The sequence below is a fragment of the Pseudomonas sp. B329 genome (assembly GCF_023127835.1).
Classification (GTDB): domain Bacteria; phylum Pseudomonadota; class Gammaproteobacteria; order Pseudomonadales; family Pseudomonadaceae; genus Aquipseudomonas; species Aquipseudomonas synxantha_A.
Genome location: NZ_SPKP01000011.1, coordinates 208,843 through 235,134 on the forward strand (window position 1 = coordinate 208,843; position 26,292 = coordinate 235,134).

26 protein-coding genes and 1 riboswitch are annotated in these 26,292 nt (G+C 60.8%); of the genes, 8 read left to right on the forward strand and 18 right to left on the reverse strand.

The genetic code is table 11. The features are described 5' to 3' along the window. Window positions 1–41: 41 nt before the first annotated feature. From E4P00_RS07380 to cobO, 11 genes are all read right to left on the reverse strand, one after another. Window positions 42–446, reverse strand: coding sequence for a MarR family transcriptional regulator (locus E4P00_RS07380; protein ID WP_005790150.1), 405 nt, complete (start codon window positions 444–446; stop codon window positions 42–44). A gap of 42 nt (window positions 447–488) precedes the next feature. Then, window positions 489–1,217 (reverse strand): adenosylcobinamide-GDP ribazoletransferase, encoded by a 729-nt coding sequence (locus E4P00_RS07385; protein WP_078821983.1) that lies wholly within the window; start codon window positions 1,215–1,217, stop codon window positions 489–491. A gap of 2 nt (window positions 1,218–1,219) precedes the next feature. Then, entirely contained in the window at window positions 1,220–1,795 is a 576-nt protein-coding gene (cobC, locus tag E4P00_RS07390) for an alpha-ribazole phosphatase family protein (RefSeq protein ID WP_032880038.1), read from the reverse strand. After that, window positions 1,792–2,847, reverse strand: a complete 1,056-nt coding sequence (gene cobT, locus E4P00_RS07395) for a nicotinate-nucleotide--dimethylbenzimidazole phosphoribosyltransferase (RefSeq protein WP_248131055.1) — start codon at window positions 2,845–2,847, stop codon at window positions 1,792–1,794. The genes cobC and cobT overlap by 4 nt, the downstream gene beginning before the upstream one ends. Beyond that, complete coding sequence (cobU, locus tag E4P00_RS07400) at window positions 2,844–3,365, reverse strand: bifunctional adenosylcobinamide kinase/adenosylcobinamide-phosphate guanylyltransferase (protein WP_032880036.1); 522 nt, start codon at window positions 3,363–3,365, stop codon at window positions 2,844–2,846. Before cobU ends, cobT begins: the two co-directional genes overlap by 4 nt. 161 nt (window positions 3,366–3,526) lie before the next feature. Beyond that, window positions 3,527–4,978 (reverse strand): cobyric acid synthase, encoded by a 1,452-nt coding sequence (locus E4P00_RS07405; protein ID WP_248131057.1) that lies wholly within the window; start codon window positions 4,976–4,978, stop codon window positions 3,527–3,529. After that, entirely contained in the window at window positions 4,975–5,964 is a 990-nt protein-coding gene (gene cobD, locus E4P00_RS07410) for a threonine-phosphate decarboxylase CobD (protein WP_216091916.1), read from the reverse strand. The genes E4P00_RS07405 and cobD overlap by 4 nt, the downstream gene beginning before the upstream one ends. Next, on the reverse strand, window positions 5,957–6,865 hold the full coding sequence (cbiB, locus tag E4P00_RS07415) for an adenosylcobinamide-phosphate synthase CbiB (protein WP_248131059.1): 909 nt from the start codon (window positions 6,863–6,865) through the stop codon (window positions 5,957–5,959). Before cbiB ends, cobD begins: the two co-directional genes overlap by 8 nt. Then, complete coding sequence (gene bluB, locus E4P00_RS07420; RefSeq protein ID WP_078821987.1) at window positions 6,862–7,512, reverse strand: 5,6-dimethylbenzimidazole synthase; 651 nt, start codon at window positions 7,510–7,512, stop codon at window positions 6,862–6,864. The genes cbiB and bluB overlap by 4 nt, the downstream gene beginning before the upstream one ends. Continuing rightward, a complete protein-coding gene (locus E4P00_RS07425; protein ID WP_032880028.1) occupies window positions 7,509–8,900 on the reverse strand; it encodes a cobyrinate a,c-diamide synthase in 1,392 nt (463 codons plus the stop codon). Before E4P00_RS07425 ends, bluB begins: the two co-directional genes overlap by 4 nt. Next, complete coding sequence (gene cobO, locus E4P00_RS07430; RefSeq protein WP_005790169.1) at window positions 8,897–9,508, reverse strand: cob(I)yrinic acid a,c-diamide adenosyltransferase; 612 nt, start codon at window positions 9,506–9,508, stop codon at window positions 8,897–8,899. Before cobO ends, E4P00_RS07425 begins: the two co-directional genes overlap by 4 nt. A gap of 78 nt (window positions 9,509–9,586) precedes the next feature. After that, a riboswitch (cobalamin riboswitch) is annotated at window positions 9,587–9,833 on the reverse strand. Between the two features lie 99 nt (window positions 9,834–9,932). Here cobO and E4P00_RS07435 point away from each other — a divergent pair. Beyond that, window positions 9,933–11,246, forward strand: coding sequence for a sorbosone dehydrogenase family protein (locus E4P00_RS07435; RefSeq protein WP_216091917.1), 1,314 nt, complete (start codon window positions 9,933–9,935; stop codon window positions 11,244–11,246). Between the two features lie 131 nt (window positions 11,247–11,377). Here the strand turns inward: E4P00_RS07435 and E4P00_RS07440 are convergent, their stop codons facing one another. From E4P00_RS07440 to E4P00_RS07460, 5 genes are all read right to left on the reverse strand, one after another. After that, window positions 11,378–11,917 (reverse strand): C40 family peptidase, encoded by a 540-nt coding sequence (locus E4P00_RS07440; RefSeq protein WP_005790173.1) that lies wholly within the window; start codon window positions 11,915–11,917, stop codon window positions 11,378–11,380. A 144-nt stretch (window positions 11,918–12,061) separates the two neighbouring features. Continuing rightward, window positions 12,062–12,691 carry an NlpC/P60 family protein gene (locus E4P00_RS07445; protein ID WP_005790175.1) on the reverse strand — a complete coding sequence of 210 codons (630 nt, stop codon included), beginning with the start codon at window positions 12,689–12,691 and terminating at the stop codon, window positions 12,062–12,064. A 209-nt stretch (window positions 12,692–12,900) separates the two neighbouring features. Further along, on the reverse strand, window positions 12,901–13,605 hold the full coding sequence (gene hda / locus E4P00_RS07450) for a DnaA regulatory inactivator Hda (RefSeq protein ID WP_027603798.1): 705 nt from the start codon (window positions 13,603–13,605) through the stop codon (window positions 12,901–12,903). Between the two features lie 203 nt (window positions 13,606–13,808). Next, complete coding sequence (locus tag E4P00_RS07455) at window positions 13,809–14,882, reverse strand: AI-2E family transporter (protein WP_078821990.1); 1,074 nt, start codon at window positions 14,880–14,882, stop codon at window positions 13,809–13,811. 55 nt (window positions 14,883–14,937) lie between these two features. Then, complete coding sequence (locus E4P00_RS07460) at window positions 14,938–15,978, reverse strand: DUF2066 domain-containing protein (RefSeq protein WP_248131061.1); 1,041 nt, start codon at window positions 15,976–15,978, stop codon at window positions 14,938–14,940. A gap of 355 nt (window positions 15,979–16,333) precedes the next feature. Here E4P00_RS07460 and purM point away from each other — a divergent pair, with 355 nt between their 5' ends. The 7 genes from purM (at window position 16,334) to E4P00_RS07495 (ending at window position 24,763) form a co-directional block, all read left to right on the forward strand. Continuing rightward, a complete protein-coding gene (purM, locus tag E4P00_RS07465; RefSeq protein WP_005790182.1) occupies window positions 16,334–17,392 on the forward strand; it encodes a phosphoribosylformylglycinamidine cyclo-ligase in 1,059 nt (352 codons plus the stop codon). Then, the gene (purN, locus tag E4P00_RS07470; RefSeq protein ID WP_032880020.1) at window positions 17,392–18,042 is read left to right on the forward strand and encodes a phosphoribosylglycinamide formyltransferase; all 651 of its coding nucleotides are present in this window, start codon (window positions 17,392–17,394) and stop codon (window positions 18,040–18,042) included. Before purM ends, purN begins: the two co-directional genes overlap by 1 nt. 8 nt (window positions 18,043–18,050) lie before the next feature. After that, entirely contained in the window at window positions 18,051–18,764 is a 714-nt protein-coding gene (locus E4P00_RS07475) for a DUF3108 domain-containing protein (protein WP_032880017.1), read from the forward strand. 378 nt (window positions 18,765–19,142) lie between these two features. Further along, window positions 19,143–19,331, forward strand: coding sequence for a hypothetical protein (locus E4P00_RS07480; RefSeq protein WP_003193064.1), 189 nt, complete (start codon window positions 19,143–19,145; stop codon window positions 19,329–19,331). A 188-nt stretch (window positions 19,332–19,519) separates the two neighbouring features. After that, window positions 19,520–21,445, forward strand: a complete 1,926-nt coding sequence (locus tag E4P00_RS07485) for an IucA/IucC family protein (RefSeq protein WP_248131063.1) — start codon at window positions 19,520–19,522, stop codon at window positions 21,443–21,445. After that, entirely contained in the window at window positions 21,435–22,661 is a 1,227-nt protein-coding gene (locus E4P00_RS07490) for an MFS transporter (RefSeq protein WP_078821993.1), read from the forward strand. Before E4P00_RS07485 ends, E4P00_RS07490 begins: the two co-directional genes overlap by 11 nt. Then, a complete protein-coding gene (locus E4P00_RS07495; RefSeq protein ID WP_078821994.1) occupies window positions 22,658–24,763 on the forward strand; it encodes a TonB-dependent receptor in 2,106 nt (701 codons plus the stop codon). Before E4P00_RS07490 ends, E4P00_RS07495 begins: the two co-directional genes overlap by 4 nt. 66 nt (window positions 24,764–24,829) lie before the next feature. On the opposite strand, the gene E4P00_RS07500 is transcribed toward E4P00_RS07495, so the two are convergent. Then, window positions 24,830–25,375: a DUF2058 domain-containing protein gene (locus E4P00_RS07500; protein ID WP_014719402.1), complete on the reverse strand. Its 546-nt coding sequence runs from the start codon at window positions 25,373–25,375 to the stop codon at window positions 24,830–24,832. A 25-nt stretch (window positions 25,376–25,400) separates the two neighbouring features. Continuing rightward, the gene (gene mazG / locus E4P00_RS07505) at window positions 25,401–26,234 is read right to left on the reverse strand and encodes a nucleoside triphosphate pyrophosphohydrolase (RefSeq protein WP_032880011.1); all 834 of its coding nucleotides are present in this window, start codon (window positions 26,232–26,234) and stop codon (window positions 25,401–25,403) included. Window positions 26,235–26,292 lie beyond the last annotated feature (58 nt).

A 26,292-nucleotide genomic window follows, 5' to 3' on the forward strand; every position in this document is an offset into this window, starting at 1 on the left:
CTCGCGGGTATATACCCGCTTGTAGTCGAACAAACCGCCGTTCAGGCGAGTTCATCCAGCAAGGCCAACAAGGTTTCGCGCTTTTCAGCGCCGAGCTTATCAATCAGTTTCTGTTGCGCCGCTTCCCATGCCGGCAACGCGGCGGCCAATCGCTGCTGGCCACTTTCAGTCAACAGCACAAGGCGGTTTCGCAGGTCATCGCCCTCGACCAATTGCACCAACCCCTCTCCCTCCAGAACACGCAGGTTGCGCCCCAGGGTGCTGCGATCCAGGCCCATGGCTTCGGCCAGGCTGGAAATGCTCGGTTGGTCAAGGCGCTGCAGGTTACACAGCAAAGAATACTGGGCGACGTTGATCCCGAAGCCGTCGAGAGCGCCGTCGTAATGCCTGCTGACGCCACGGGCGGCGCGTCGCAGGTTGGTGCATAAACATTGGGAAGCAAGCATAGAGCGTGTATATACCCGGAGTTAAGGAATTGCAAGAAAGCGTTACAGCGCCAACCCGACCAGGACAGCGACTTCCAGTAGTTCCAATAGCGCGCCTGCCGTGTCGCCCGTGGTACCGCCAAGGCGCCTGATCATCAAGTGACGCAGCCCCATAAAGCACAGCGCCGCCAGCAACACCGCAATACCGCCGTTGAAACCACCGATCAGGATGCAGGTCAATCCGCTGAGGATCAGCACCTGCTGGCCGACAATCCGCGGTAAGTAGTCCGACAAGGCCTGGCCCAACCCTCCTGCCCGCACATAGCGCGTGGTAAGAAACAGCGCCAGCATCGAAGCCCGTCCGATCAACGGCGCCAGGATCAGGGCGGCGCCATTATGCTGCTCGATCAAGGCCACCAACGCGCTGAACTTGAGCAATAGCACCAAGCCCAGGGTAACCACCGCAATCGGCCCGCTGCGCGGATCTTTCATGATGCTGAGGGTGCGCTCGCGATCACCAAAGCCACCCAACCAGGCATCGGCGCTGTCCGCCAGGCCATCCAGGTGCAGGCCACCGCTGAGCAGCACCCAGGCCGTCAGCAACAGCGCGGCGTGCAGCAGCAAGGGCGCGCCCATCAATACCAGGTTCAACCCCCACAGCAATAGACCGAACAGCAGTCCCACCAGCGGATAAAACAGTAACGAACGGCCTAGCTCCTGAGGCTGCGGCATACCCGGCAAGCGGATCGGCAGGCAGCTGAGAAATTGCAGGGCGATCCAGAACGGCAACATCGTCACGATCCTTCTTTCAGTACGCCGTCGGCACCGACCTGCAGGCTGAAAAGCGCGCCGTGGCCGACCTCGACGTTCAGCAGTTGCTCGCGCGGCATCCCACGCGCCCGGGCCAGCAGCAGGCGCATCACGCCGCCATGGCTGACCAACAACACGCGCTGGCCGGCGTAAGCCTGATGCAGGCGTGACACTGCGCCGAGCACCCGCTCGGAAAATGCACTGACAGGCTCGCCTTGGGGCGGCGTGAACGCGTAGGGATCGGCCCAGAACAAACCCAGCCCTTCGGCATCGGTCTCCATCAGCGCCGCGGCGCTCTGGCCTTCCCAGGCACCGAAGTGGAGTTCTTGCAAAGCCGGCTCAAGGCTGACCGGCAGGCCGAGCTGTGCTCCCAGCTCCTGGGCAAACAAGGCGCAGCGTTGCAACGGTGAGCCGATCAACCGATCCCATGGCCCCTGCCCCACCACCGAGGCTCGCATCTGCGCCCAGCCCTTGGCGGTCAAGGCATCGTCCAGGCTGCCGCGCAGGCCGCCGCCCAGCTCGGTTTCGCCGTGGCGCAGCAGGTCCAGGTGCAAGGTCATGCGGGGCGATCTGCCACGGCCGCTTCGGCGAAGGTTGCCATCTGCCCGTGCAACGCACAGGCCAAACGCAACAACGGCACCGCCAGCGCCGCGCCGCTGCCTTCGCCCAGGCGCAAGCCCAGTTCCAGTAGCGGTTCGGCATCCAGGCTGTGCAACACATGGCGATGGCCCGGCTCGGCACCGCGATGCCCGAACACCAGCCATTCGCGGCACGCCGGGTTCAAGCGCACCGCCACCAGCGCGGCAACGCTGCAGATAAACCCATCCACCAGCACCACGATACCTGCCTGCGCACAGGCCAGGTAAGCGCCAACCAACGCGGCAATTTCAAAACCGCCGAGATTGAACAGCGTTTGCAACGCATCACCCCGTTGCCCGGCATGCAGCGCCAAAGCGCGCTCGATGACCGCGACCTTGTGGCTGACGCCCGCTGCATTCAAACCTGTGCCCGGGCCAGTCAGGTCGCTCACCTGGCAATCCAGCAATGCACACGCCAACGCGCTGGCCGCGGTGGTATTGCCGATACCCATCTCGCCGCCGATAAACACCTGCGCACCGCGTTCCAGAGCGCGGTGCGCGCTGTCTCGGCCGGCTTGCAATGCCAACAGCCCTTGAGCCTGGGTCATCGCCGGGCCATCGACGAAGTTGGCCGTGCCCGCGCCGATATTCACATGACGCACGCCGGGCAAGTTCAGCGAGGGCGTCACCGTGCCAAGATCAATCACTTCCAACTGCGCATCCAGTTGCCGCGCCAACACGCTGATCGCCGCACCACCGGTGACGAAGTTTTGCAGCATCTGCCCGGTGACCGCCTGGGGAAACGCCGATACGCCCTCAGCCACCACACCGTGATCGCCGGCAAAAATCGCGATCCACAGTTGCTCCACCGACGGTTTGACCTGGCCCTGCAAACCCGCCAGCTGCACCGCCAGCGCTTCCATCTGGCCGAGGGAACCGGCGGGCTTGGTCAATTGTTGCTGACGCGCCAGCGCCTGTTCATGGGCCGCAGTATCAATGGCCTTGCAGGGGTTGAGCCACCAGGAGTCCGTCATAACGCAGTACCTTTCAAAGTCAGGGGCAGGCCGGCAACCGTCAACACCACACGCTGACACCGCTCGGCCAAGGCTTGATGCAGCCAACCGGCTTCATCCACATAGCGGCGAGTCAATTCGCCCAGCGGCACGACACCCAGACCGGTCTCGTTGCTGACAAAAATGATTTCACCCGGCAGCGAGGCCAGGGTTTGCAGCAGTTGATCGCGCTCGAACACCAGACGATCGCTATCGTCGAGCATCAGCAGATTGGTCAGCCATAACGTCAGGCAGTCCACCAACAGGCAGCGGTCGGTAGCGGCGTTTTCACGCAGCACATGCGCCAGCTCGATGGGTTCTTCAATCAGCCCCCAATGATCCGGGCGACGTTCGCGATGCAGCGCCACCCGCTGATTCATTTCACCATCCAGCGGTTGGCTGGTGGCGATATAAGTGACCGGCAAAGCGCTGTCGCAGGCGAGCTTTTCAGCCAGGCGACTCTTGCCCGAACGGGCACCGCCGAGGATTAATTGATACATGAGCAAATACCTTTTCCAGCCAGCCGAAAAAATTGCGATTGATACCATCCATTGTGGGAGGGGGCTTGCTCCCGATTAAGGTGTATCAGTCGATACCTCAGTGACTGTGAAGCACTTATCGGGAGCAAGCCCCCTCCCACATTTGCGTCCTATACATGCCGTCAAATCCCGCACAATCGACGCAATAAATCCGTATCCAGGTGGTTCTCCACCAAGTCCGCCAACCGCTCGATATCACGCTCGCGCAACCCGTGATAATCCACCTCTTGCACCTCCTGCAATCCGGCCCACCGCAGCAAGGCACTGCACGCCGCCGGTGTTTCGAACAGCCCGTGCAGGTAGGTGCCGAGAATCTGCCCATCAGCACTCAGCGCGCCATCGCTGCGACCATCCTCCAGCAGCACCGCAGCGCTGAGCAGGGCATCGCCTGATGTCACACCCGCGTGAATCTCATACCCACTCACTTCAGCATCTTCGAGCACCAAGCGTCCGCGCACATTGCGCAGTTGCTTGTGCTCCTCCAGCGTTGTGGTAAACGCCAGCAGCCCGAGGCCGGCACTGGACCCGGCCACACCCTCCAGCCCAAGCGGGTCATGCACCTGCTCACCCAGCATCTGCAAACCGCCGCAAATCCCCAGCACCTTGCCGCCATAACGCAGATGCCGCGCCACGGCCGCATCCCAGCCATTGGCGCGCAAGAAGGCCAGATCGCTGCGTACGCTTTTGGAGCCAGGCAGGATGACCAGGTCAGCCGCAGGCATCGCCTGGCCCGGCCCGACAAACTGCAAATCCACCTGAGGATGCAGGCGCAGCGGGTCAAAGTCAGTGTGATTGCTGATACGCGGCAACACCGGCACCACCACCTTGAGCACGTGGGCGGCCTTGTCGATCTGGCGCTGGTCGATGCCGTCTTCCGCCTCCAGGTGCAGGTCCATCACGTAGGGCAACACGCCGACAACCGGCTTGCCGGTGCGCGCCTCCAGCCAATCCAGGCCGGGCTGCAACAGCGTGATATCACCGCGAAAACGGTTGATGATGAAGCCCTTGACCCGTGCCTGCTCGCTGGGCGACAGCAATTCCAGGGTACCGACCAGATGGGCAAACACGCCGCCGCGATTGATATCGGCGATCAACAGCACCGGGCAATCCACCGCTTCGGCGAAACCCATGTTGGCGATGTCATTGGCGCGCAGGTTGATCTCGGCCGGGGAGCCCGCGCCTTCGACCATCACCACCGGGTAGGCTTGGCTCAAACGTGCGTGGGAAGCCAGCACCGCCTGCATCGCAATGGCTTTGTAGTCGTGATAGGCCACGGCGTTCATGCTGGTCACGGCGCGACCGTGGATGATCACTTGCGAGCCGGTGTCGCTGTTGGGCTTGAGCAGCACCGGGTTCATATCGGTGTGGGGTGCCAGGTTGGCGGCCTGGGCCTGCACTGCCTGGGCGCGGCCGATCTCGCCGCCTTCGGCCGTCACCGCGCTGTTGAGCGCCATGTTCTGCGGCTTGAACGGCACCACCGCAACACCCTGGCGCACCAGCCAACGGCATAGCGCGGTCACCAGGGTACTCTTGCCGGCGTCGGAGGTTGTGCCCTGCACCATCAGTGTACTCATGTGGCTTCCTTGTATGCGGCCAAAGCCTCGTCCAGCCGCAACCAGTCGGCTTCGGTGTCGGGCAAGCCGAAACGTACGCTGCTGTCGTGCACAAACAGGCGCAGCAGGATGCCGCGCTGGGCCATGAATTCGTGCAGGCGCTCGGCATGAGGCGTGATCAACCACTGGAACAATGCGCAGCCGCCGTGAGGTTGAAAGCCTCTGCGCTCAAGCAGTTCGAACAAGCGCTGGCCCGCTTCGATGCATCGATTGCGCTGGCGGGTGTGCCCATCCGTATCGCGTAGGCACACTTGGCCCAATACCCGCGTTGGCCCGCTGACTGCCCAGGGCCCGACCTGTTCGGCCAGCAACTTGAGCAACTTGCGTTCGGCCAGCACAAAGCCCAGGCGTACACCCGCCAGGCCGAAAAACTTGCCGAACGAGCGCAGTACGATCAGACCGACCTGATCGGCATGGCTCGCCAGGCTTGAATCAGGGGTCACGTCCATGAACGCTTCGTCCACCACCAGCCAGCCACCGCGCTGGACCAGCCGTGCGTGCCAGTCCAGCAAGCGTTGCGGGGACAGGCTCAGGCCCGTGGGGTTGTTGGGGTTGACCACCACCAGCACATCGAGGCTGTCGAGAAAGAAGTCGACCTCCTGCTCCTGCACTTCACGCACCACATAACCGGCGCGGCGCCAGGCTTCGGCGTGCTCGGCATAGCAAGGCGAAAGCACGCCGACCTTGCCGGAGCGGCGCAGGCGCGGCAGCAACTGGATCGCGGCCTGGGAGCCCGGCACCGGTAACAACTGGGCGGCGCCGTAATACTCGCAGGCGGCCTTCTCCAGGCCGTCATCGGTTTCCGGCAAGCGGGCCCAGGCACGCAGCGGGATCTCGGGAATCGGCCACGGCCAGGGCGCCAGGCCACTGGACAGATCAAGCCAATCCGCTTCGGCAATCCCGTATTCAATCGCGGCCTTTCGCAGCCGACCACCGTGTTCAAGCATAGATTTGCGCCCCTACGCACAAGACCAGCAGCCACAACCATACGCCGCGCTGCACCAAGTGCCAGCCACGATCAATGGAGTCGGCATCGGCCGGCGGGCCTTCGCCCAACTGCGGGCGCTGATGCACCTCGCCGTGATAAATCGCTGCGCCACCGAGTTCAACGCCCAACGCACCGGCACCGGCAGCCATCACCGGACCGGCGTTAGGGCTGTCCCACGTCGGGCCCTGGGTGCGCCAGCATTTGAGGGCCAGGCGGGTTTTGCCCAATAGCGCGTAGGTCAAGGCCACCAGCCGCGCAGGAATGTAGTTGAGCACATCGTCGATCTTTGCAGCCGCCCAGCCAAAACGCTCAAAGCGCTCGTTGCGATAGCCCCACATGGCGTCGAGGGTGTTGCTCAGGCGATAAAGCACCACGCCTGGCACGCCCGCCACCACAAACCAGAACAATGCGGCGAATACCGCATCGCTGCCGTTCTCCAGCACCGACTCGGTTGCGGCGCGCGCAACTTCGGTGCGGTCCAGTTCGCTGGTCTGGCGACTGACCAGGTAACTCACGCGTTTGCGTGCCTCATCCAGATCATCGCTGCGCAGGGCCTGGGCCACCGGCGTCACATGCTCACCCAGGCTGCGCATGCCCAAGGCGCAGTACAACGCCAGGATTTCCAGGAGCCAGCCGATATATGGCGCCCACGATAACGCGGTGGACAGCAAGGTCAGGGGCACGACTGCGATAAACCACGCGGTCACGCCATGGCTGCGCCAGCCACGCCCACCGCTATTGAAACGCTGCTCAATGCGCCCGGCGAAGTTGCCGAACGCCACCAGCGGATGCCAGCGCCTGGGTTCACCCAGCAGCGCATCCAGCGCCACCGCAGCGACACACAGCAAGGCCACACTCATTGACTCACTCCCCACTTGTTTTCATACAGCATGTCACTCAGCGGCCGCGGCTCGGTCCAGCCTTCGAGCTGCAACATCGGTGCCGGGTAGAACTCAGCCACCGGCCCCAGGCACAGTACGGCCAGGGGTTTCGCGCCGGCTGGCAAGCCCAGCAGTTCGGCCAACGCCAGGGGTTCGAACAGCGACACCCAGCCCATGCCCAGGCCTTCCACGCGCGCCGCCAGCCACAGGTTCTGGATTGCGCAAGATAGAGACGCCATGTCCATTTCCGGCAAGGTGCGGCGCCCGAAGATGTGGCGCTCGCGATCATCCATCAGTGCAGCCACCAGCACCTCGGCGCAGTCGCTGATGCCTTCGACCTTGAGCTTCATGAAGTCATCGGAGCGCTCGCCCAGGGCCTGCGCGGTGCGCGCGCGCTCTTCTTCCACCAACTGTTGAATCTGCCTGCGCAATGAGCGGTCGCTGATGCGGATAAAACGCCACGGTTGCATCAGGCCTACACTGGGTGCCTGGTGCGCGGCCTGGAGCAGGCGGTGCAACAGTTCCGGGGTGACGCTGCCGCCGGTGAAGTGGCGCATGTCGCGGCGTTCGGCGATGGCGCGGTATACGGCCTGGCGGTCGGCCTCGGGGAAGGCGTTGTCAGTCATGGCCTCATCGGGGGCAAGCCCCCTCCCACATTGGATTGGGTTTCAACTCGGTCAACTGTGGGAGCTGGCTTGCCTGCGATAGCGGTCTCAAGGTCTGGCGCGAACAACGCGGCCACCGCGCCAGGATTCGACGGAAAATAAAAGTGCACGTAGGAAGCGGTCAGCCGCCCTTGTCGGTAAACCGCTTCAGCCCCGCGCCCGCCGTTAGGGCTCAGGCCACGGGAGATCGGCGCCAATGCGGTGCTGGTCAAGGAGTGGTGATAAGTGTGCCCGCGCAACGTACCTTCCGGCAATTCGACACTTTGCAGGGCCAGTGCCGCGAGTTTCTTTTGCATCACCGCATCGCCTGGCAGCACGCCAAGCAGTTCGGCTCGGGCGCCCTCTACATCCGTCAGCGAATCGAGCAGATAGAGCATGCCGCCACATTCGGCGAGCAGTGGCTTGCCGGCGGCGTGATGAGCACGGATGGCCTCCAGCATCGAGGTGTTTGCCGACAGCGCCTGGTGGTGCAGCTCCGGGTACCCGCCTGGCAGGTAAAGGCTGTCTGCCTGCGGCAGTTGGCGATCATGAATAGGTGAGAAGAATGTCAGCTCTGCGCCCATGGCCCGCAGCAAATCCAGGCTGGCGCCATAGGTAAAGGCAAAGGCTTCGTCACGGGCGACGGCGATACGCACACCGGCAAGTAACGGTTCGGCCTTGATCACTTCGGGCGCGGCAAAGGTCACGGGGGGCGGCAGGGCCACTTCGCAGCTGCTGCCCAATGCCTGGGCGGCGGCATCCAGGCGTACATCGAGGTCATTGAGTTCGCTGGCTTGCACCAGGCCCAGGTGGCGGCTCGGCAGTTCGATACCGGTCTCGCGGGATAACGCGCCGTACCAACGCAAGCCCTCCGTGAGGCTGCCTTCGAGCAACTGGGCATGGCGCAGGGTGCCGACACGGTTGGCCAGCACGCCGGCGAACGGCAGGTCGGGCTGATAGCGCGCCAGGCCCAGGGCCAGGGCACCAAAGGTCTGGGCCATGGCAGTCCCGTCGATCACCCCCAGCACTGGCACGCCGAAGTGCCGCGCCAGGTCGGCGCTGGAGGGGGTGCCGTCGAACAGCCCCATCACGCCTTCGATCAGGATCAGGTCGGCCTCCCCCGCCGCCTCCCACAGCAAACGACGACTTTCCTGCTCGCCCACCATCCACATGTCCAATTGATACACCGGCGCACCGCTGGCGCGCTCGTGGATCATCGGGTCGAGAAAGTCCGGCCCGCATTTGAACACGCGCACCTTGCGCCCCAGGTTGCGATGCAAACGGGCCAGCGCAGCGGTGACCGTGGTTTTGCCTTGGCCGGACGCCGGAGCGGCGATCAAGACGGCTGGGCATTGGCGGGGCTGATTCAAAGTTCAACGCCCTTCTGTGCCTTGATACCGGCCTGGAACGCGTGCTTGAGCATGCCCATTTCGGTGACGGTGTCGCCCATTTCGATCAATTCAGGCTTGGCACCACGGCCAGTGACCACCACATGCTGCATCGGCGGGCGGGCTTGCAGGTCGCTTAGTACCTGGTCCAGGTCGAGGTAGCCGTGCTTGAGAGCGATGTTCAGTTCATCCAGCACCACCAGGCCAATGGAAGGGTCATTGAGCATTGCCCGCGACACCGCCCAAGCTGCTTCGGCGGCGGCGATATCGCGTTGACGATCCTGGGTTTCCCAGGTGAAGCCTTCGCCCATGACGTGGAAGCGAACTTGCTCGGGGAAGCGCCGGAAGAACAGCTCTTCGCCTGTGCTGTTGCGGCCCTTGATGAACTGCACCACACCGCACTGCATGCCGTGGCCCATGGCGCGGGCCAACATGCCGAAGGCCGAACTGCTCTTGCCTTTGCCGTTGCCGGTCAATACCAGCAACAAGCCGCACTCATTCGGCGAATTGGCGATGCGCTCGTCGATCACGGCTTTTTTGCGCAACATGCGCGCCAGGTGGCGTTCGTCGCGGTCGGGGGAATCGGTCATGGCAGCTCTCCGTTGGGGCTGGACAAAAACGGCGGGCAGGAAAAAGAAAAAACAGACAGCCAAGCATCGCCCACCGTGATGCTGTTGAATGTTCAAGGCCGGTCTCCGGACTCATGAGTGGCGCGTCTTGTCGAAGCAGCCGAGGGCGCGCCTTCCCATATCGCGGGCGATACAGTGGCAAACAGCACCGTCTTGACTCATTTACCGTTGCGGGGGCAGCGCCGGAATCGCGGCAGCACTGTGTACAAGTGCGCTCGCTCACCGGCTTCCCTGTTTCACCCTGTCGACGCGCACGCCACAGAGCACCTGGAACAAGCCGCGAAGGTTAGTGGGTTGGGGGTGGAGCGTCAATTAAAGCTGGCCTTGTACTTGAACCATCCGTACAGCGTGCTTCTCTACCCTTACAGGTATCAAGGAGAAAACCATGCCTAAAACCCGACTGGCCTTACTGATCATGCTCACCGGCAGCCTCGCCGCCTGCGGCGAAAGCTCTACCTTGCAAGTCTCCGATGGCACCGGGCCCTCGCCCAAACTGCCGGAGCCGAACAAGACGCTGATTCCCACCGTCAACATCGCCCCGGCGATCGGTTGGCCTGAAGGCGCCAAGCCAACGGCTGCCGCCGGCACCCAAGTGGCCGCATTCGCCGAGGGCCTGGAGCATCCACGCTGGCTCTACGTACTGCCCAACGGCGACGTGTTGGTGGCCGAGACCAATGCGCCACCCAAGCCAGACGACACCAAAGGCGTGCGGGGTTGGGTGATGGAAAAAGTCATGGGCCGCGCCGGTGCCGGTGTGCCGAGCCCGAACCGCATTACGTTGTTGCGCGATGCCGATCATGACGGCGTGGCCGAAACGCGTACGGTATTTCTGCAAAATCTGAATTCGCCGTTTGGCATGACACTGGTGGGCAACGACCTGTACGTGGCGGACTCGGACAAGTTGCTGCGTTTTCCTTATCAGCCAGGTGAAACCGCAATCACATCCCCAGGCACAACAGTCGTGGAGTTGCCAGGTGGCCCCTTGAACCACCACTGGACGAAAAACGTGGTGGCCAGCAAGGATGGCAGCAAGTTGTATGTGAGCGTCGGCTCCAACAGCAACGTTGGCGAAAACGGCCTGGACGTCGAGCAAGGCCGAGCTGCAATCTGGGAAGTCGATCGCGCCACCGGCCAACACCGCATTTTTGCCTCCGGTCTGCGTAACCCCAATGGCATGGCCTGGGAACCACAGAGCGGCAAGCTGTGGACGGCGGTCAATGAGCGCGATGAAATCGGCAGCGACCTGGTGCCGGACTACATCACCTCGGTTAAGGATGGCGGCTTCTATGGCTGGCCCTTCAGCTATTACGGCCAGCATGTGGATGTTCGCGTCACGCCGCAAAACCTGGACTTGGTTGCCAAAGCCATCGCGCCAGACTACGCGGTAGGCCCGCACACCGCTTCACTGGGGCTGACCTTCGCCGAGGGCAGCAAGTTGCCTACGCAATTCAGCAACGGCGCGTTTATCGGCCAGCATGGTTCGTGGAATCGCAAGCCGCATAGTGGCTACAAGGTGATTTTTGTGCCGTTTGAAGAGGGCCAGCCGAAAGGACAGCCGGTGGATGTGCTGACGGGGTTTCTCAACAGCGACGAGAAAGCCATGGGCCGGCCGGTGGGCGTGGTGATTGATCAGCAGGGTGATTTGCTGGTGGCTGATGATGTGGGCAATAAGGTGTGGCGGGTTTCTGCAGCCAAGTAACCCATCTCAAGAGCATTGCAAATAATGTGGGAGGGGGCTTGCCCCCGATTGCGGTCTGTCAGCTGAGTATGTGCCGACTGTTACACCACTATCGGGGGCAAGCCCCCTCCCACACTGGATCTATGTACGACTCAAGGGTTGCGTGCCAGATTCCCCGGTAAAACCCGCTTGGCACTCAGGTAGGCATTCTGCCAATACGCTTTGGATAGCGTGTCGAGCTTAACCGTACCGCCGGTTTGCGGCGCATGCACAAAGCGCCCTTCCCCGACATAGATTCCCGCATGGCTGACCCGTGAACCACCGCCTGTGGCGAAGAACAGCAAGTCACCGGTTTGCAGGTTCTGCTCGCTGACGTCCTGGCCACGCATCACGATCAGTTCGCGGGTGGTGCGCGGCAGGGAAATGCCGGCGGCGTCGCGGAACACAAAGCCGATCAGGCCACTGCAATCAAACCCCGAATCCGGTGTGTTGCCGCCCCAGCGATAAGGCGTGCCGACCAGGCCCAGCGCACGGAAGAGCACGTCTTCGGCAGCAGGCGAAAAATTCTGGGTGGCGTAGTTGAATACCGGCTTGGGCTTGACCGCTACAGGCGCGGGCGGCGGTGGACGGCTGGCGCAGGCGCTGAGCAGCGCGGCGCAAACAATGAGCATCAGGCGGGCCGAGGTCGACATGTGCAGAACAATCCTGGTCTGGATGCGGCTTTCGCTGCCGAACGTTGAAAACCAGAACGCGCAAGCAAAGCTCGCGCGAACGGATAACAACAATGTCCAGGGATTCTAGCGCTTACACGTCAAACTTCAAGTATCACTTTAACTTTACTTACTAGCGGTAACCGTAGTCGGGGCCATGGCGAGTGCGCGCTTGGCTTCGATGAAGGTTTTGCTCCAGTAGCTGTCGCCCAGGTTATCGACCCGAACACCACCGCTGCGGCGGCTGCTGGAGTGGATAAACTGGTTATCGCCCAGGTAGATACCGGCGTGGCTGACACGACCACGACCACTGGTACTAAAGAAAAGCAGATCGCCCGGCTTGAGGTTGTTGCGTGCGACCAACGGTGCATCCACGTTGATCATTTCGCGGGTGGAGCGAGGCAGGTTCATGCCAGCTTCTTCACGAAACAGATAACCGATGAAACCGCTGCAATCGAAACCGGCTTCAGAGGTGCCGCCAAAACGGTAACGAGTACCGATCAGGGACTTGCCGCGTTCAAGAATGCTGTCGGCCAGAAGGGGCAGCTGGTAAGGCTTGCTGTCTGAAAACTCGGCGAGTTCTTTTTCGGTTGCCATCTCTTCTTCATAAACAGAAGCAGACTGTGCAGCAACGAACTTGGCCTGATTTTGAACCTGTGGTTTGGGCTGTTCTGCCACCTGTTGAGGGTGGGAGGCGCAACCAAACAATAGGGTAACGAGTGCGAGAGGCACGAGGGGTGCGAAGCGATTTAGCATGGGCACGACCGTGGCTGATGTGTAAAGAAGCCGAGACTATGCCCTCTATCACATCGATTTGCAAATTCAATCGTGATCTATGTGACTTATTGTTTGGACTATGCCATCTAAGCCGTAATTCCAATTATCGCTGCACTTGCGTGGCCCGCTGGGCTCAAACGCAGGTTTTCTGGCGCCCGTAAATTGCCGATTAGTGGCAAATCAACGCCTTACCAACCCAGCGTTTCTTTCAGAAAAGGAATCGTCAATTTTCTTTGCGCCTGCAAGGAAGCCTGGTCAAGCTGCTCAAGCAAATCGAACAGCGCGCTCATGCTGCGGGTGCCACGAGTCAGGATAAAGTGCCCGACTTCGTCGGTCAGGTGCAGGCCACGTCGGGAAGCACGCAGCTGCAGGGCACGCAACTTGTCCTCATCGGACAACGGGCGCATCTGGAAGATCAGCGCCAGGGTCAGGCGCGACTTGAGGTCGGCCAGCTTCACCGGCAGCTCACGAGGCGATGTGGAAGCGGCGATCAGCAAACGACGACCGCTGTCGCGCAGGCGGTTGAACAGGTGAAACAGCGCTTCTTCCCAATCCGCCTTGCCGGCCACCGCCTGCAAGTCGTCCAGGCACACCAGTTCGTATTGCTCAAGGTTGTCGAAGATGCCGATGCCGCGGTCCATCAACTCGGCCAGGGGCAAATACACTGCCGGCTCGCCCATCTGTTCGAAACGCAGGCACGCGGCCTGCAACAGGTGGGTACGCCCCACGCCATGCTTGCCCCACAGATAGATCAGGCTTTCAGTCCACCCGGCGTCGGCTTCGCAAAGCCGCTCCACATAGCCGAGTGCAGCGGCATTGGCGCCTGGGTAGTAATTGATAAAGGTAGCGTCATCACGCAGACGCACACCTAGGGGCAGCTGAATCGGTTTCATGCTGACTGAACGGCTCCCATCGAACCGTTAGTGGCCTCTGTGTAAAGTTTGCAAAGTTTATACCCGTGACGCCGGGTGCACAATGCAGCAGACCACAAGCAAAATCAAAGGTTTGCGTTAACTTGGCGGTTTTACGCGGATTGTTTGACGCACCACCGCCAGAAACAACAAACCCGGCCTTGGCCGGGTTTGTGACATTGCGATTACAGCTCGGGCTCATCAACGCCCGTATACACGTCCGAATCCTTGTACAAGTCGTGAACATGACGCACCAGCACCATGATCACCGCCGCCACCGGCAGCGCCAGCAGAATGCCGGTAAACCCGAACAACTCGCCACCCGCCAGGATCGCAAAGATCACCGCCACCGGGTGCAAGCCAATCCGATCCCCTACCAGCAACGGCGTCAGCACCATGCCTTCCAATGCCTGGCCGACCATGAACACCGCGACAATCCCCAGCATTGGGTAGAGGTCGCCGCCAAACTGGAACAGACCGGCCACCAGCGCCGCACCGATACCAATCACAAAGCCCATATACGGCACGATGGCTGCCAGGCCTGCGATCAAGCCGATCAACAGCCCCAGCTCCAGACCGATGGCCATCAAGCCAGCTGCGTAGATCACCCCCAGCGCCAGCATCACCAGCAACTGACCGCGAACGAATGCCCCCAGTACTTCATGGCATTCTGCAGCAAGGGAGACGATGCGTTCTTCACGGTCACGGGGCAGCAGGCTGCGGATCTTGGCCATCATGATGTCCCAATCACGCAGCAGGTAAAACGCCACCACCGGGATCAGCACCAGGTTGGTCAACCAGCCGATCAGCGCCAGGCTCGAAGCGGTTGCCTGGCTGAGCACCACCGTGACGATATCGGTGGTCTTGTCCATATGCTCGCTGATGGCCGCCTTGACCTTGTCGAACTTCCAGAACCCATCCGCCAACCCGAACTTGGACTGGGCCCACGGCATTGCCGTGTGCTGCAACCAGTCGAGCATCTGCGGCGCCAGCTCGTAGAGGCGAAACAGCTGCTTGGCCAGCATCGGCACCAGTATCAACACCAGCGCCGTGATAATCAGCGTGAACAGTGCGAACACCGTGACCACGCCCAAAGTACGCGACATACCGGCTTTTTCCAGGCGATCCACCACGGGATCGAACAGATAGGCGAGCAACAGCGCCACCAGAAACGGCGTCAGGATCGAATGCAGCAAGAACACAAAACCGCACAGCAGGACTATCCCGCCAATCCACACCCAACGACGCGTATCCGCCATAAACCACTCCATCTATTATCGACGCCCTTCTTCTATATAGAAGAAGGAGCACTATTTACCAACGAAACCGCAGTTGCGCCTGAGGCTCAGGTACAGCAGCCGGTTGCGTGCCATCGACCACAGGTTGCTGGGCCGGGGTTTCACCTGCGGGAATTTCCTGCAACTTGGCCAGGCTCAATTGGGTACGCAGCTGCTCGGCACTGCCGTTGACGCGATACACAATGCGATTGCCATCCACTAACTGCGGCTGACCGCCAAAGGGCTCCAGCAACCGGCCCAGGGCGGCGTATCGCTCCAGGTTCATGCCTTGCACTTCCAGCAGCTGCTCGCTGCTCACACCAGGCTTGACCGCAAAGCGCGGCGCCAGCTTTTGGCTGACCTCCAGCAATACAGCATCTGCCAGTGCGGCAGTATCAGCGCCTTGGACGGTGCCTTGCTCAGACTTATCGCCCAGCCACAGACGCCATTTGGCCTGCCACTGATTACCTTCCTGGCGCGCATGCACAGCCAGCAACGCATCGGCTCCGTAGCGCTCGGAGGCTGCACGCAAGGGCGCAGCGTCCGCGCTTTCCAGATTCGGTGCAGTGGCAACCACTTGCTCATCCAGGTCGCCCAGCGGCAGGCGCAACGGCAAGCCACGATGTTGCGCGGCCCGGCGCAGTGTCTGGGCAACCGCCTGGCCATCGCCGACCAGGCTGCTGCCTTCGGTGGAATCGTTCAGCCACCAACCGAGAATCGACGGCCGATTACTGCCCCAGATCGACAGGCCGGCATCACGCAAGGCGCGATCGGTGCTGACCGGGTCGAAGTCCACTTGCAGGCTCTCGGGCGGGCCCGCGTCGTAGCCATATTGGGTGATGATTTGTTGCGGGTCCTTGCGGATTGCCGCCAGGCCCGGGCCATCGGCGGCCTTGGCGTCGCCGGTGAGGCGAATCACCAGAGTCTGCACGGCGCGCTGGGTGGCCTGGTCACGCTCCTGGGGCGACTGGCTGCTGACCGGTTCGAGCACTTGATAGAGGCCATTGAGGGTTTCGGCATGACACGCCAGGCTGACCAACGACAAACAGCCCACAAAGAAGAATTTACACAGACGCATGGAAGATTCCCGAACGACAAATTTAGCGGCTGGAACAGACCGCGTGAATCGGTTTAGCCAGGCTGTGACCACAGCACCCGGCAAAACATTCACAGGGCCTCGGTAAGTTTTTGTACTGTCATAACGATAGCGGGTTCAAGGCTATACCTTAATACGCCGCTTGGCAGAGCCGATCAGCATTTTTTAACCGGCTTTTTTAATCTATATGGCCCTGCCCGTCGGCCCGAGGATGGCCGCTGCCCTTCAAGCCTGATAAAATCGCGCGCCTTCGCAGACCGTCAACGGCAGCGGCCTTTTTAAAAAGCGCCCGCCCGCTCGGTCGTTACCCCTGAATCCCCCCCTAAAGGCCTGGATCATGAGCAAGCAACCCTCCCTGAGCTACAAGGACGCCGGTGTAGACATCGACGCCGGTGAAGCATTGGTCGAACGCATCAAGAGCGTCGCCAAGCGCACTGCGCGCCCTGAAGTCATGGGCGGCCTGGGCGGTTTTGGCGCCCTCTGCGAAATCCCGGCCGGCTACAAGCAGCCTGTACTGGTGTCCGGCACCGACGGCGTAGGCACCAAGCTGCGCCTGGCCCTGAACCTGAACAAGCACGACAGCATCGGCATCGACCTGGTTGCCATGTGCGTCAACGACCTGGTGGTGTGCGGCGCCGAGCCGTTGTTCTTCCTCGACTACTACGCCACCGGCAAGCTCAATGTCGAAACCGCAACCCAGGTGGTCACCGGCATCGGCGCCGGCTGCGAACTGTCGGGGTGCTCGCTGGTCGGCGGCGAAACCGCTGAAATGCCAGGCATGTACGAAGGCGAAGACTACGACCTGGCCGGTTTCTGCGTCGGCGTCGTGGAAAAAGCCGAGATCATCGACGGCTCCAAAGTGGCTGCCGGCGACGCCCTGCTCGCCCTGCCATCGTCCGGCCCGCACTCCAATGGTTACTCGCTGATCCGCAAGATCATCGAAGTGTCCGGCGCCGACATCGAGAACATCCAGCTCGACGGCAAGCCTCTGACCGACCTGCTGATGGCCCCGACCCGCATTTACGTCAAGCCACTGCTCAAGCTGATCAAGGACACCGGCGCCGTCAAGGCCATGGCCCACATCACCGGCGGGGGCCTGCTGGACAACATCCCGCGCGTCCTGCCAAAAGGCGCCCAGGCAATTGTCGACGTGGCCAGCTGGCAGCGCCCGGCAGTCTTCGATTGGCTGCAAGAGAAAGGCAACGTCAACGAAACCGAGATGCACCGCGTGCTGAACTGCGGTGTGGGCATGGTCATCTGCGTGGCGCAAGAGCACGTTGAAACCGCGCTGAACGTATTGCGTGAAGCCGGCGAGCAACCTTGGGTCATCGGCCAGATCGCCACTGCTCCAGAAGGCGCAGCCCAGGTTGAACTGAAGAACCTTAAGGCGCACTGATGCCTGCAACCTGTGATGTCGTGGTGCTGCTCTCCGGCACCGGCAGTAACTTGCAGGCCCTGATCGATAGCACGCGCAGCGGCGACAGCCCGGTGCGCATCGCTGCGGTGATTTCCAACCGCAGCGACGCCTACGGCCTGCAACGCGCCAGGGATGCGGGTATCGACACCCGCTCGCTGGATCACAAGGCGTTCGACGGCCGCGAGGCCTTCGACCGCGCCCTGGTCGAACTGATCGACGCCTTCAAACCCAAGCTCGTCGTGCTTGCCGGCTTCATGCGCATCCTCAGTGCTGATTTCGTGCGGCACTACGAAGGGCGCCTGCTCAATATCCACCCTTCCCTGCTGCCCAAGTACAAAGGCATGCACACCCATCAGCGCGCCCTCGACGCCGGCGACAGCGAGCATGGCTGCAGCGTGCACTTTGTCACCGAGGAACTCGATGGCGGGCCTCTGGTCGTACAGGCAGTGGTTCCGGTAGAGTCAGGCGACTCGGCGCAGACGCTTGCGCAACGGGTTCATACCCAGGAACACAGGATTTACCCGCTGGCTGTTCGCTGGTTTGCCGAGGGACGGTTGATTCTTGGTGACCAGGGTGCATTATTGGACGGTCAGTTACTCGCGGCCAGCGGCCACTTGATTCGAACCTAGGAGATTTTATGCGTCGCGCCCTGCTCTTCGCTTTTGCGCTGTTCGCTTTGCCTGCCGTACAAGCGGCAGACCTTCACCCTTTCTCCGTCAGCTACACCGCCGACTGGAAGCAACTGCCCATGAGTGGTTCGGCTGAACGCAGCCTGACCAAAAACGGCGACGGCACCTGGACATTGAACTTCAAGGCCTCGATGATGATTGCCAGCCTGACCGAAACCAGCGTGATCCTGTTCGACAAGGACACCCTGCAACCCAAGAGCTACAGCTTCGAGCGCGGCGGTTTGGGCAAGGCCAAGAAGATCAACCTGGATTTCGACCAGGCGAACAAGAAAATCACCGGCTTTGAAAACAAGGATCCGGTCAACGTCACCCTCGAAAGCGGCATGCTCGACAAGTCCACGTATCAGCTCGCCCTTCAGCGCGACGTGGCTGCCGGCAAGAAGAGCATGAGCTACCGAGTGGCCGAAGGTACTGATGTCGATACCTATGACTTCCGTGTGATTGGCCCGGAAAAGGTTCAGACCAAGGTAGGCTCCATTGACGCGATCAAGGTTGAACGCGTACGTGATCCCTCCCAGAGCAAGCGCATCACGCAGATGTGGTTTGCCAAGGACCAGGGCGGCATTCTGGTTGCCCTGCGCCAGGTTGAGACCGACGGCAAGGAATACAACATCATGCTGCAGGATGGCACCGTTGACGGTAAGGCCGTCAAAGGCAGCTGATTGCGCTGATGAGCTGGAAGAGAGCCTCGCTGAATGCGGGGCTTTTTTTTGCCTGGAAATTTTACTGTGAAGCTTATGACGCTATCGGGAGCAAGCCCCCTCCCACAGTGGAATGCATTTCAAATGTGGGAGGGGGCTTGCTCCCGATAGCGGTGGTAGGGCCGACAAAGGTCTTATTGCTAGAAGCAAACATGAAACTTTTGTCATAAAACTCATGCCCCTGCGACCGAATGCCACGGGTTTAGCGGCCTGCGCGATTGTTGCGTTTTCTGCAATGAATTATTGCGCGCAAAATCAGTTTACTTAGCAAGCTAACAAATAATATAACAGAGACCTGCGACGACTTGCCGCAGATCAACCAGAGATTGGAGCAAGCAGATGACTGTAAAAGTAACTGAACGCGACGATGAGCATATGTCCCACGAGGCGGTAGGCCACGGGATTCACATCTGGGATGTCCATCAGCAAGACGTATTGGTCGGCATGTTTCACAACGAGAGCGATGCCCACAATTATAAAAACGAGCTTGAAACTCTCGAATTGCAACGCCAGGCGAAAAGCTCCTGAAACTCTGAAATCAAGTCGACGCCCGGCCCACGCAGCCGGGCCGTCTACATCAAAAACCGCGCTTTTCGAGCGCGGTTTTTTTGTCAAAAATTCGATATGAATTAATGTAACAAAAGCACACACAAATAATGATTCTCGATATCATTCATGCGCCTTTCATTCAGGCTCACGATTAGGGAATCAATTAGATGCACGGAAATAGCAGGAAGCCGGAAAACGCGTTACTGGAACGCTGGAGCGAAGCGCTTGCCACTGCGCAATTCCAGGCCAGCCACATCAGCCTCGACGACTTGGTCAGTACGCTGGCACCTGCCGCTGAACGTAGCTTCCAACGCCTGATCCAAGCATTGTTTCGTGAAAGCCTGCTGGACCCCAGCACCCTCATTTACGACGAACATGGGCAATGCTCGCTGACACTGCCTTGTCAGGCTCGCCTGCGCTTTGATCATTTGCGTCCTGGCCGCATGGTCAGCTGGGACCTGCGTGGCAAAGTCATCCTGTTGCGCGAAGGTCAGCCCGACCAGAAGATCCAGTTCCCATCACAGTTGTTGACGTTGCTTAACGCCAGCCTCACGTCACCTGCCGACCTGGAAGTGCTCAACCGCCTCAATGCCGAGATCGACGACAGCTTCATCAACGACACCTTGTGCCTCGCTTTCCATGAGCAATGGACGCTCAAGCTGCATGCGTCCATGGACCCAGTACATCAAGGCAACCTGCTGAGTCATCTCAAGCACGGTGCAGGCACGATCAATCCGACATCCGTACTTGAGCAGTGGGGAACATTGGGGCACCCGTGGCACCCCAACTACAAGACCAAGCTGGGCCTGGATACCAGCCAAGTCATCGACTATTCGCCGGAGTTCGAAGCACGCTTCCCCGTGCTGCTGTGCGCGCTGCATCGCCAGTTTGCCCATGTCGAAACGTTGGCCGGGACGGCGGATTACTGGCAGTGGTGGAGCAGTCACTTTCCACACGCGGCGCAGCAATTAACCGCGACACTTCAAGCACAAGGCCTTGAAGCAGGCGATTATCTGCCGGTGCCTGCCCATCCCTGGCAGGCACGTCAGGAGCTGCCCCAGCTGTTCGCCGATGCAATCGGCGACAAGCTGCTGGTGCTGACCGATATCGTCGCGTTTACCGCCCACCCCACCATGTCATTCAGGACCGTATTGCCTGACGGACGTTGCGATGCGCCCATGGTCAAACTGCCGGTGTCGCTGCGCCTGACCAGCGTGCAGCGCACCGTCTCACCGCGCTCGGCGCGCATGGGCCCACGGATCAGCCACCTGCTGCTGACCATCCTGGAGCGCGAGCCTGCGATTCAGAAAATCCTCAGCATCGTTCCCGAGCGTATCGGTGTGCATTTCAAGCCACAACCGGCCAATGACGAGCACTCCCGCCACCTGGCGGTGCTCTATCGCGACAATCCCCAGAGCCAGCTCAAGCCCGGGGAAATGGCCGTACCGGTGGGCAGCCTGTTTGCCATTGATCAACACGGCCAGCCGCTGCTGCGCCAATGGGTGCGCCTGAGCCAAGGCAAAGACGATGCGGCGGCCATGCGCGCGTTCTTCCATGAGTACGCGGCGATCAGTGTGCCGGCGCTGCTGGGCATGTATTTGCGTTACGGCGTCGCTTTCGAGGCCCATCAGCAGAACTCCTTCATGGTCATGACTGCAGATGGGCAATTGAGCCGCCTGCTGTTGCGCGATTTCGGCGATATCCGTATCGACCGCAAGACCTTGCACGCCCACGGCCTGGACGTCGAACTACACGACCCGAAGATGACGCTGTACGACGACGCAGGTTTCGTACGGGACAAACTGCTGCACACCGTATTCATGTGCCATCTGGGTGAGTTGATCCTGCTTGCTGCGCGCCACTTCGACATCCCCCAGGCGCTGCTCTGGAATGAACTGTCGGCACAGGTCAGCCAGTGTTTCGACAACCTGCGCTCACAGGTTGAACCGCAACGCTGGGCAGCCGAGCGCGAAGCACTGCTGGAGCAACCGTGGCCGGCCAAGTCGTTCATGCGCATGCGCCTGCTGGAGAGTCATGCCGATATCGTCGGACGCCTGCCCAACCCGTTGAGCGCGGCCGCCAATGCCGACTAACAACACAGCGCTGCGGCTGCTGGTGGTGATTCAGTTGGTGTCGATGGGGGCGATGGAGATGAGCGGGCCGTTTTGGCCGCTGCAAATCCAGAAGCTGCTGGGCGTCGCCAATGCCCAGTACACCGGCCTGCTGTCTTCGCTGGTATATGCCGGGCCGATGATGGCAGCGATGATCCTCACACCCATGTGGGGGAAACTGGGCGACCGTACCGGCCATAAGCCGATGATCATCCGGGCGTTGCTGGCATTGGCGGTGTGCCAGGCGCTGGCTGCGATGACGCCCGATCCGTGGTGGCTGGTGGTCATCCGCGTGGTGCAAGGTGCATTGGCCGGTTTCATTGCAGCTGCCCAAGCCTACGCGCTGGCCTGCTGCGGTGAGAGTGGACGCGGGCACATTCTTGCGCGGCTGCAATCAGCCACCGCCGTAGGCTCCCTGGCCGGGCCGGTATTGGGCGGCTGGCTGATGGACATATCCGGTTTCGCATTGCTGTGCTACAGCGCCACCGCCGTCTGCCTGTTGTGCGCGATAATCAGCGCGTTCTTGCCCAGCGATTCACCACGATCCAGACCTGCCCGCCCGTCGAAGCCTGTCGCACTGCCCAAAGGCTGGCTGGGCGCGATGTTGGGAATCATCGTATTGATCCAGGCGGCCAGGATGATGCCGCAACCGTTTTACGCCTTATATGTTGCCGAGGTTTTGCAGGCACCCGCGTGGCTGATCGGCGCCAGCTATGGCGCCAGCGCCTTGACCCTGGCACTGTCCGCGCCGTTATGGGGCCGCCTGTTCGATCGACATCAACCAGCGCATACGCTGCGCATCATCGAGTGGGTCACCTGGGCGTGCGCGCTCACACTGGCCGGCACGGCGCTGGCCAGTGAGTGGTTGGGGTTCATCGCCAGCCGGCTGCTATGGGGCGTGTGGCAGGGTGCTTTATTGCCCGTGGCCTACACGCTGATCGCCAATACCGTAGCGTCCAGCCAGCAGGGTTTCGCCCTGGGCATGGGCAACAGCGCCGCCAAAGCAGGTGCGCTGTGCGGCGCATTGATAGGCGGTATCGGCATGGGATGGGTGGGCCTGGCGCACAGCTTCTGGCTGGTCGCACTGACCTACGCATTGGCCGCCGTGAGTATCCGCGCCATCCGTTCATGTACGCGAGCGCCTGAGACATCCGATTTTTCTGTCAATACTTCTAATAACTCTGAGACAAATCCATGAACACATCGCAATTGGCCGTTCTGCTGCCGCTTCTCGGCTCGATCAGTGCCCCCGCCTGGGCCGAACAGACAGAGCCGACCAGCCTGCAGTTGCAAGCGACCGTGGTGTCGGCGACGCGCAATGAAACCAGCATCGCGCAGATTCCAGGCTCCGTGCAGGTCATCAACGAAGAACAGATCCGCCAGCAAACGGGCGCGGGGCGTCGGGTCGCAGATATCCTCGGCCAACTGGTGCCTGGCATTGCGCCTTCCAGCGGCGGCATGAGCAACTTCGGCCAAACGCTTCGCGGGCGTAATACCCTGATCCTGATCGATGGGGTTTCACAAAACGCCACGCGCGATAACTTCCGCCAGCTCAACAGCGTGGCACCGGAAAGCATCGAGCGCATCGAAGTGATCTCCGGCGCCAGCAGCGTCTACGGCGCAGGCGCATCGGGCGGCATCATCAACATCATCACCAAGCGCAACAAGGGTGAGGACCTGGCCTTCAGCAGCAAGATCGGCATGACCGCCGGCAATAACTTCAGCCACAAGGGGTTCGCTTACGAGGCGTTCCAAAGCGCTACCGGGCGCAAGGGTCCAGTGGACTGGTATCTGTCGGGCAATACCGTGCAGCGCAACGACCAGTTCGACGGTAACGGCAAGCGCATTCCCCAGGATACGTCCCAGGGCAGCAACATGGACACCGACACCTACGACCTGCAAGGTCGCTTCGGCTACGAGCTCGATGACGACAAGAAGATCAGCCTGTCGCTGCAAGACTATAAAGACGAACAAGACACCCGCTACACCAAGAACCCGCGCATCACCAGCAACGCAGTCGCGGTAAAAGGCCTGGACCTGGGCGACCAGCCCTACACCCATAACCAGGCGGTCAACCTTAACTACGCCGATAAGGATTTCTACGGCCAGGGCCTGCAGGTCGAAAGTTACTGGCGGCGGGCCGACGCCCTGTTCTTCCCGGACCTGTCCCGGGGTCGGGCAGGCGTGTCCGACAACAACAGCGTGCAGGATGTCTATGGCCTGCGTGCGGCGATCGATACGCAGATGCCGGACATCGGCCCGGCAACCGGCAACCTGGTGTGGGGGGCTGACTATGATCATGAAACCTCACGCCAGCGTGGCGACCAATACCGGGTCAATGGCCTGAGCTACAGCAAAACCGGGACCACGTTCGAACTGGGCCCGGATATTGAGACCACCACCAAAGCTATCTTTGGTCAGCTGTCCTACGACATCGATGACTGGACCTTACGCGGTGGAATACGTCGCGAGTGGATTGAGAGCAAAGTCTCCGACAGCATCGCCTACGGCGAAATCGTCCAGACCGGCAACCGCGCCACACTGCCCGGCGGCACGCTCAAATACGATGACACGCTGTATAACCTCGGGGCGGTGTATCACCTGACCGAAAACCAGGACGTGTTCGTCAACTTCAGCCAGGGCTTTTCCCTGCCGGATATCCAGCGCTTCCTGCGTGACGTGAACAGCAAATACGATATTCAGGACCTCAATGCCCAGGCTCTGAAAGTCGACAGTTACGAGCTGGGCTGGCGTGGCGACTGGGACAAGTGGCAGGCCAGTGTCACCGCGTATGAAAACACCTCGGATGTCACGCAGTTCTACGATGCCAACGACCGTGTATTGCGCCTGATCAATCAGAAAGAACGCGTGCGCGGTGCCGAAACCAGCCTGACTTATAACGTCAACGACCAGTGGTCCGTCGGCGGTACTTACGCTTACGCCAAGGGCGAGACCCAGCAGAACGGCAAATGGATCGACCTGCCCGCCACGCGTATTTCCCCCGCCAAGACCACCGCTTTTGTCGGCTATCAGCGTGACGACTACAGCCTGCGCTTGCAGGGGATGCGCCTGGCCGACTATGACGCGGCGGCCAAGGACAACAACGGTCGCGATATCCAGGGCTATACCTTGGTTGACCTGCTGGGCTCGGTAAGGCTACCGGTAGGTCGCCTCGAAGGTGCGGTGTACAACCTTACCAACCGCAACTACCAGAACATGTTCGCCCAGGCCAATGCCCGCGCACCGTACCCGAATGCCGAGGGCCGTACCTTCAGCCTGAGTTACGCAGTGGATTGGTAACCGGCTGACGCTGCACGCTTAAAACACAAACCCCGCCTTTTGGCGGGGTTTGTCGTTTCTAGCGGCTTACCACATCAGATCGTCAGGGATCTGGTAGGCGGCGTACGGATCATCCTCATCCGGCACCTGGCTTTCGGTGAGGATGTTGAGCTGCACGATGCGCTCCGGTGCACGTTCCTGAATCTTGAGCGCCGCTTCACGCGGGATAACCTCGTAGCCGCCACCGTGGTGCACGATAGCCAGAGAGCCGTTGCTCAGCTTGTTGCGCATCAAGGTGTTGACCGACAGGCGCTTGACCTTCTTGTCATCGACAAAGTTGTAGTAGTCCTCGGTGGTCAACTTGGGCAGGCGCGAGGTTTCGATCAACTGCTTGACCTGGGCGGTACGCGCCTTGGCCTCGGCTTTTTCCTGCTGCTGGCGGTTGAGCTCCTGGTCACGCTTGACCTTCTCGGCGTGTGCCTCAGCGGCCAGGCGTGCCTGGGTATCATCGACTTCGGCCTGGCCCTTGTGGACCAGACGCTGCTGCTTCTGCTTCTCTTTGCCGACCTGCTTGGCCTGCTTTTGGTTGACCAGACCTGCTTTGAGCAACTGGTCGCGAAGGGAAAGGCTCATGGTGCTTACTCACTTAGGCAGCTGCTCAACCGCAGCTGGACACATTCTTTTCCTGGCGTTTGGCTTCGCCCCACAGGGCGTCCAACTCTTCGAGGGTGCAATCTTCTATGGGTTGGTGCGTATCGCGCAATGCCTGTTCGATAAATCGGAAACGTCGTTCGAACTTGGCATTGGCACCGCGCAGTGCGGTTTCCGGGTCAACCTTGAGGTGACGGGCCAGGTTGACGGCGGCAAACAGCAGGTCACCGACTTCATCGGCAATGGCCTGCGGATCGTTATCGGCCATGGCTTCGAGCACTTCATCCAACTCTTCACGCACGTTGTCCACCACCGGCAAGGCGGCCGGCCAGTCGAAACCGACCTGGCTGGCGCGCTTTTGCAACTTGGCCGCACGGGACAACGAAGGTAAGGCGGTGGGCACATCATCGAGCAGGGAGAGTTGCTCGGGAGCGTCGGACTTTTCTGCGCGCTCCTCAGCTTTGATCTGCTCCCAGCGCTCCTTGACCTGTTCTTCGCTCAACTGCGGGATATCCAGCGGTGCGTACAGGTCGCCGGTTGGGAACACGTGAGGATGCCGGCGAATCAACTTACGGGTGATGCTGTCGATCACGCCGGCAAATTCGAAGCGCCCTTCTTCCCGCGCCAGTTGGCTGTAATACACCACTTGGAACAGCAGGTCGCCCAGCTCACCTTGCAGGTGATCGAAATCGCCGCGCTCGATGGCGTCGGCCACTTCATAGGCCTCCTCCAGCGTGTGCGGGACGATGGTCGCGTAGGTTTGCTTGATGTCCCACGGGCAGCCGTATTGCGGGTCGCGCAGGCGGTTCATCAGGTGCAGCAGGTCTTCGAGTGAATACATCGTATCTCTTTCCGCTGAAAATCCAATGTGGGAGCTGGCTTGCCTGCGATGCTCGCGA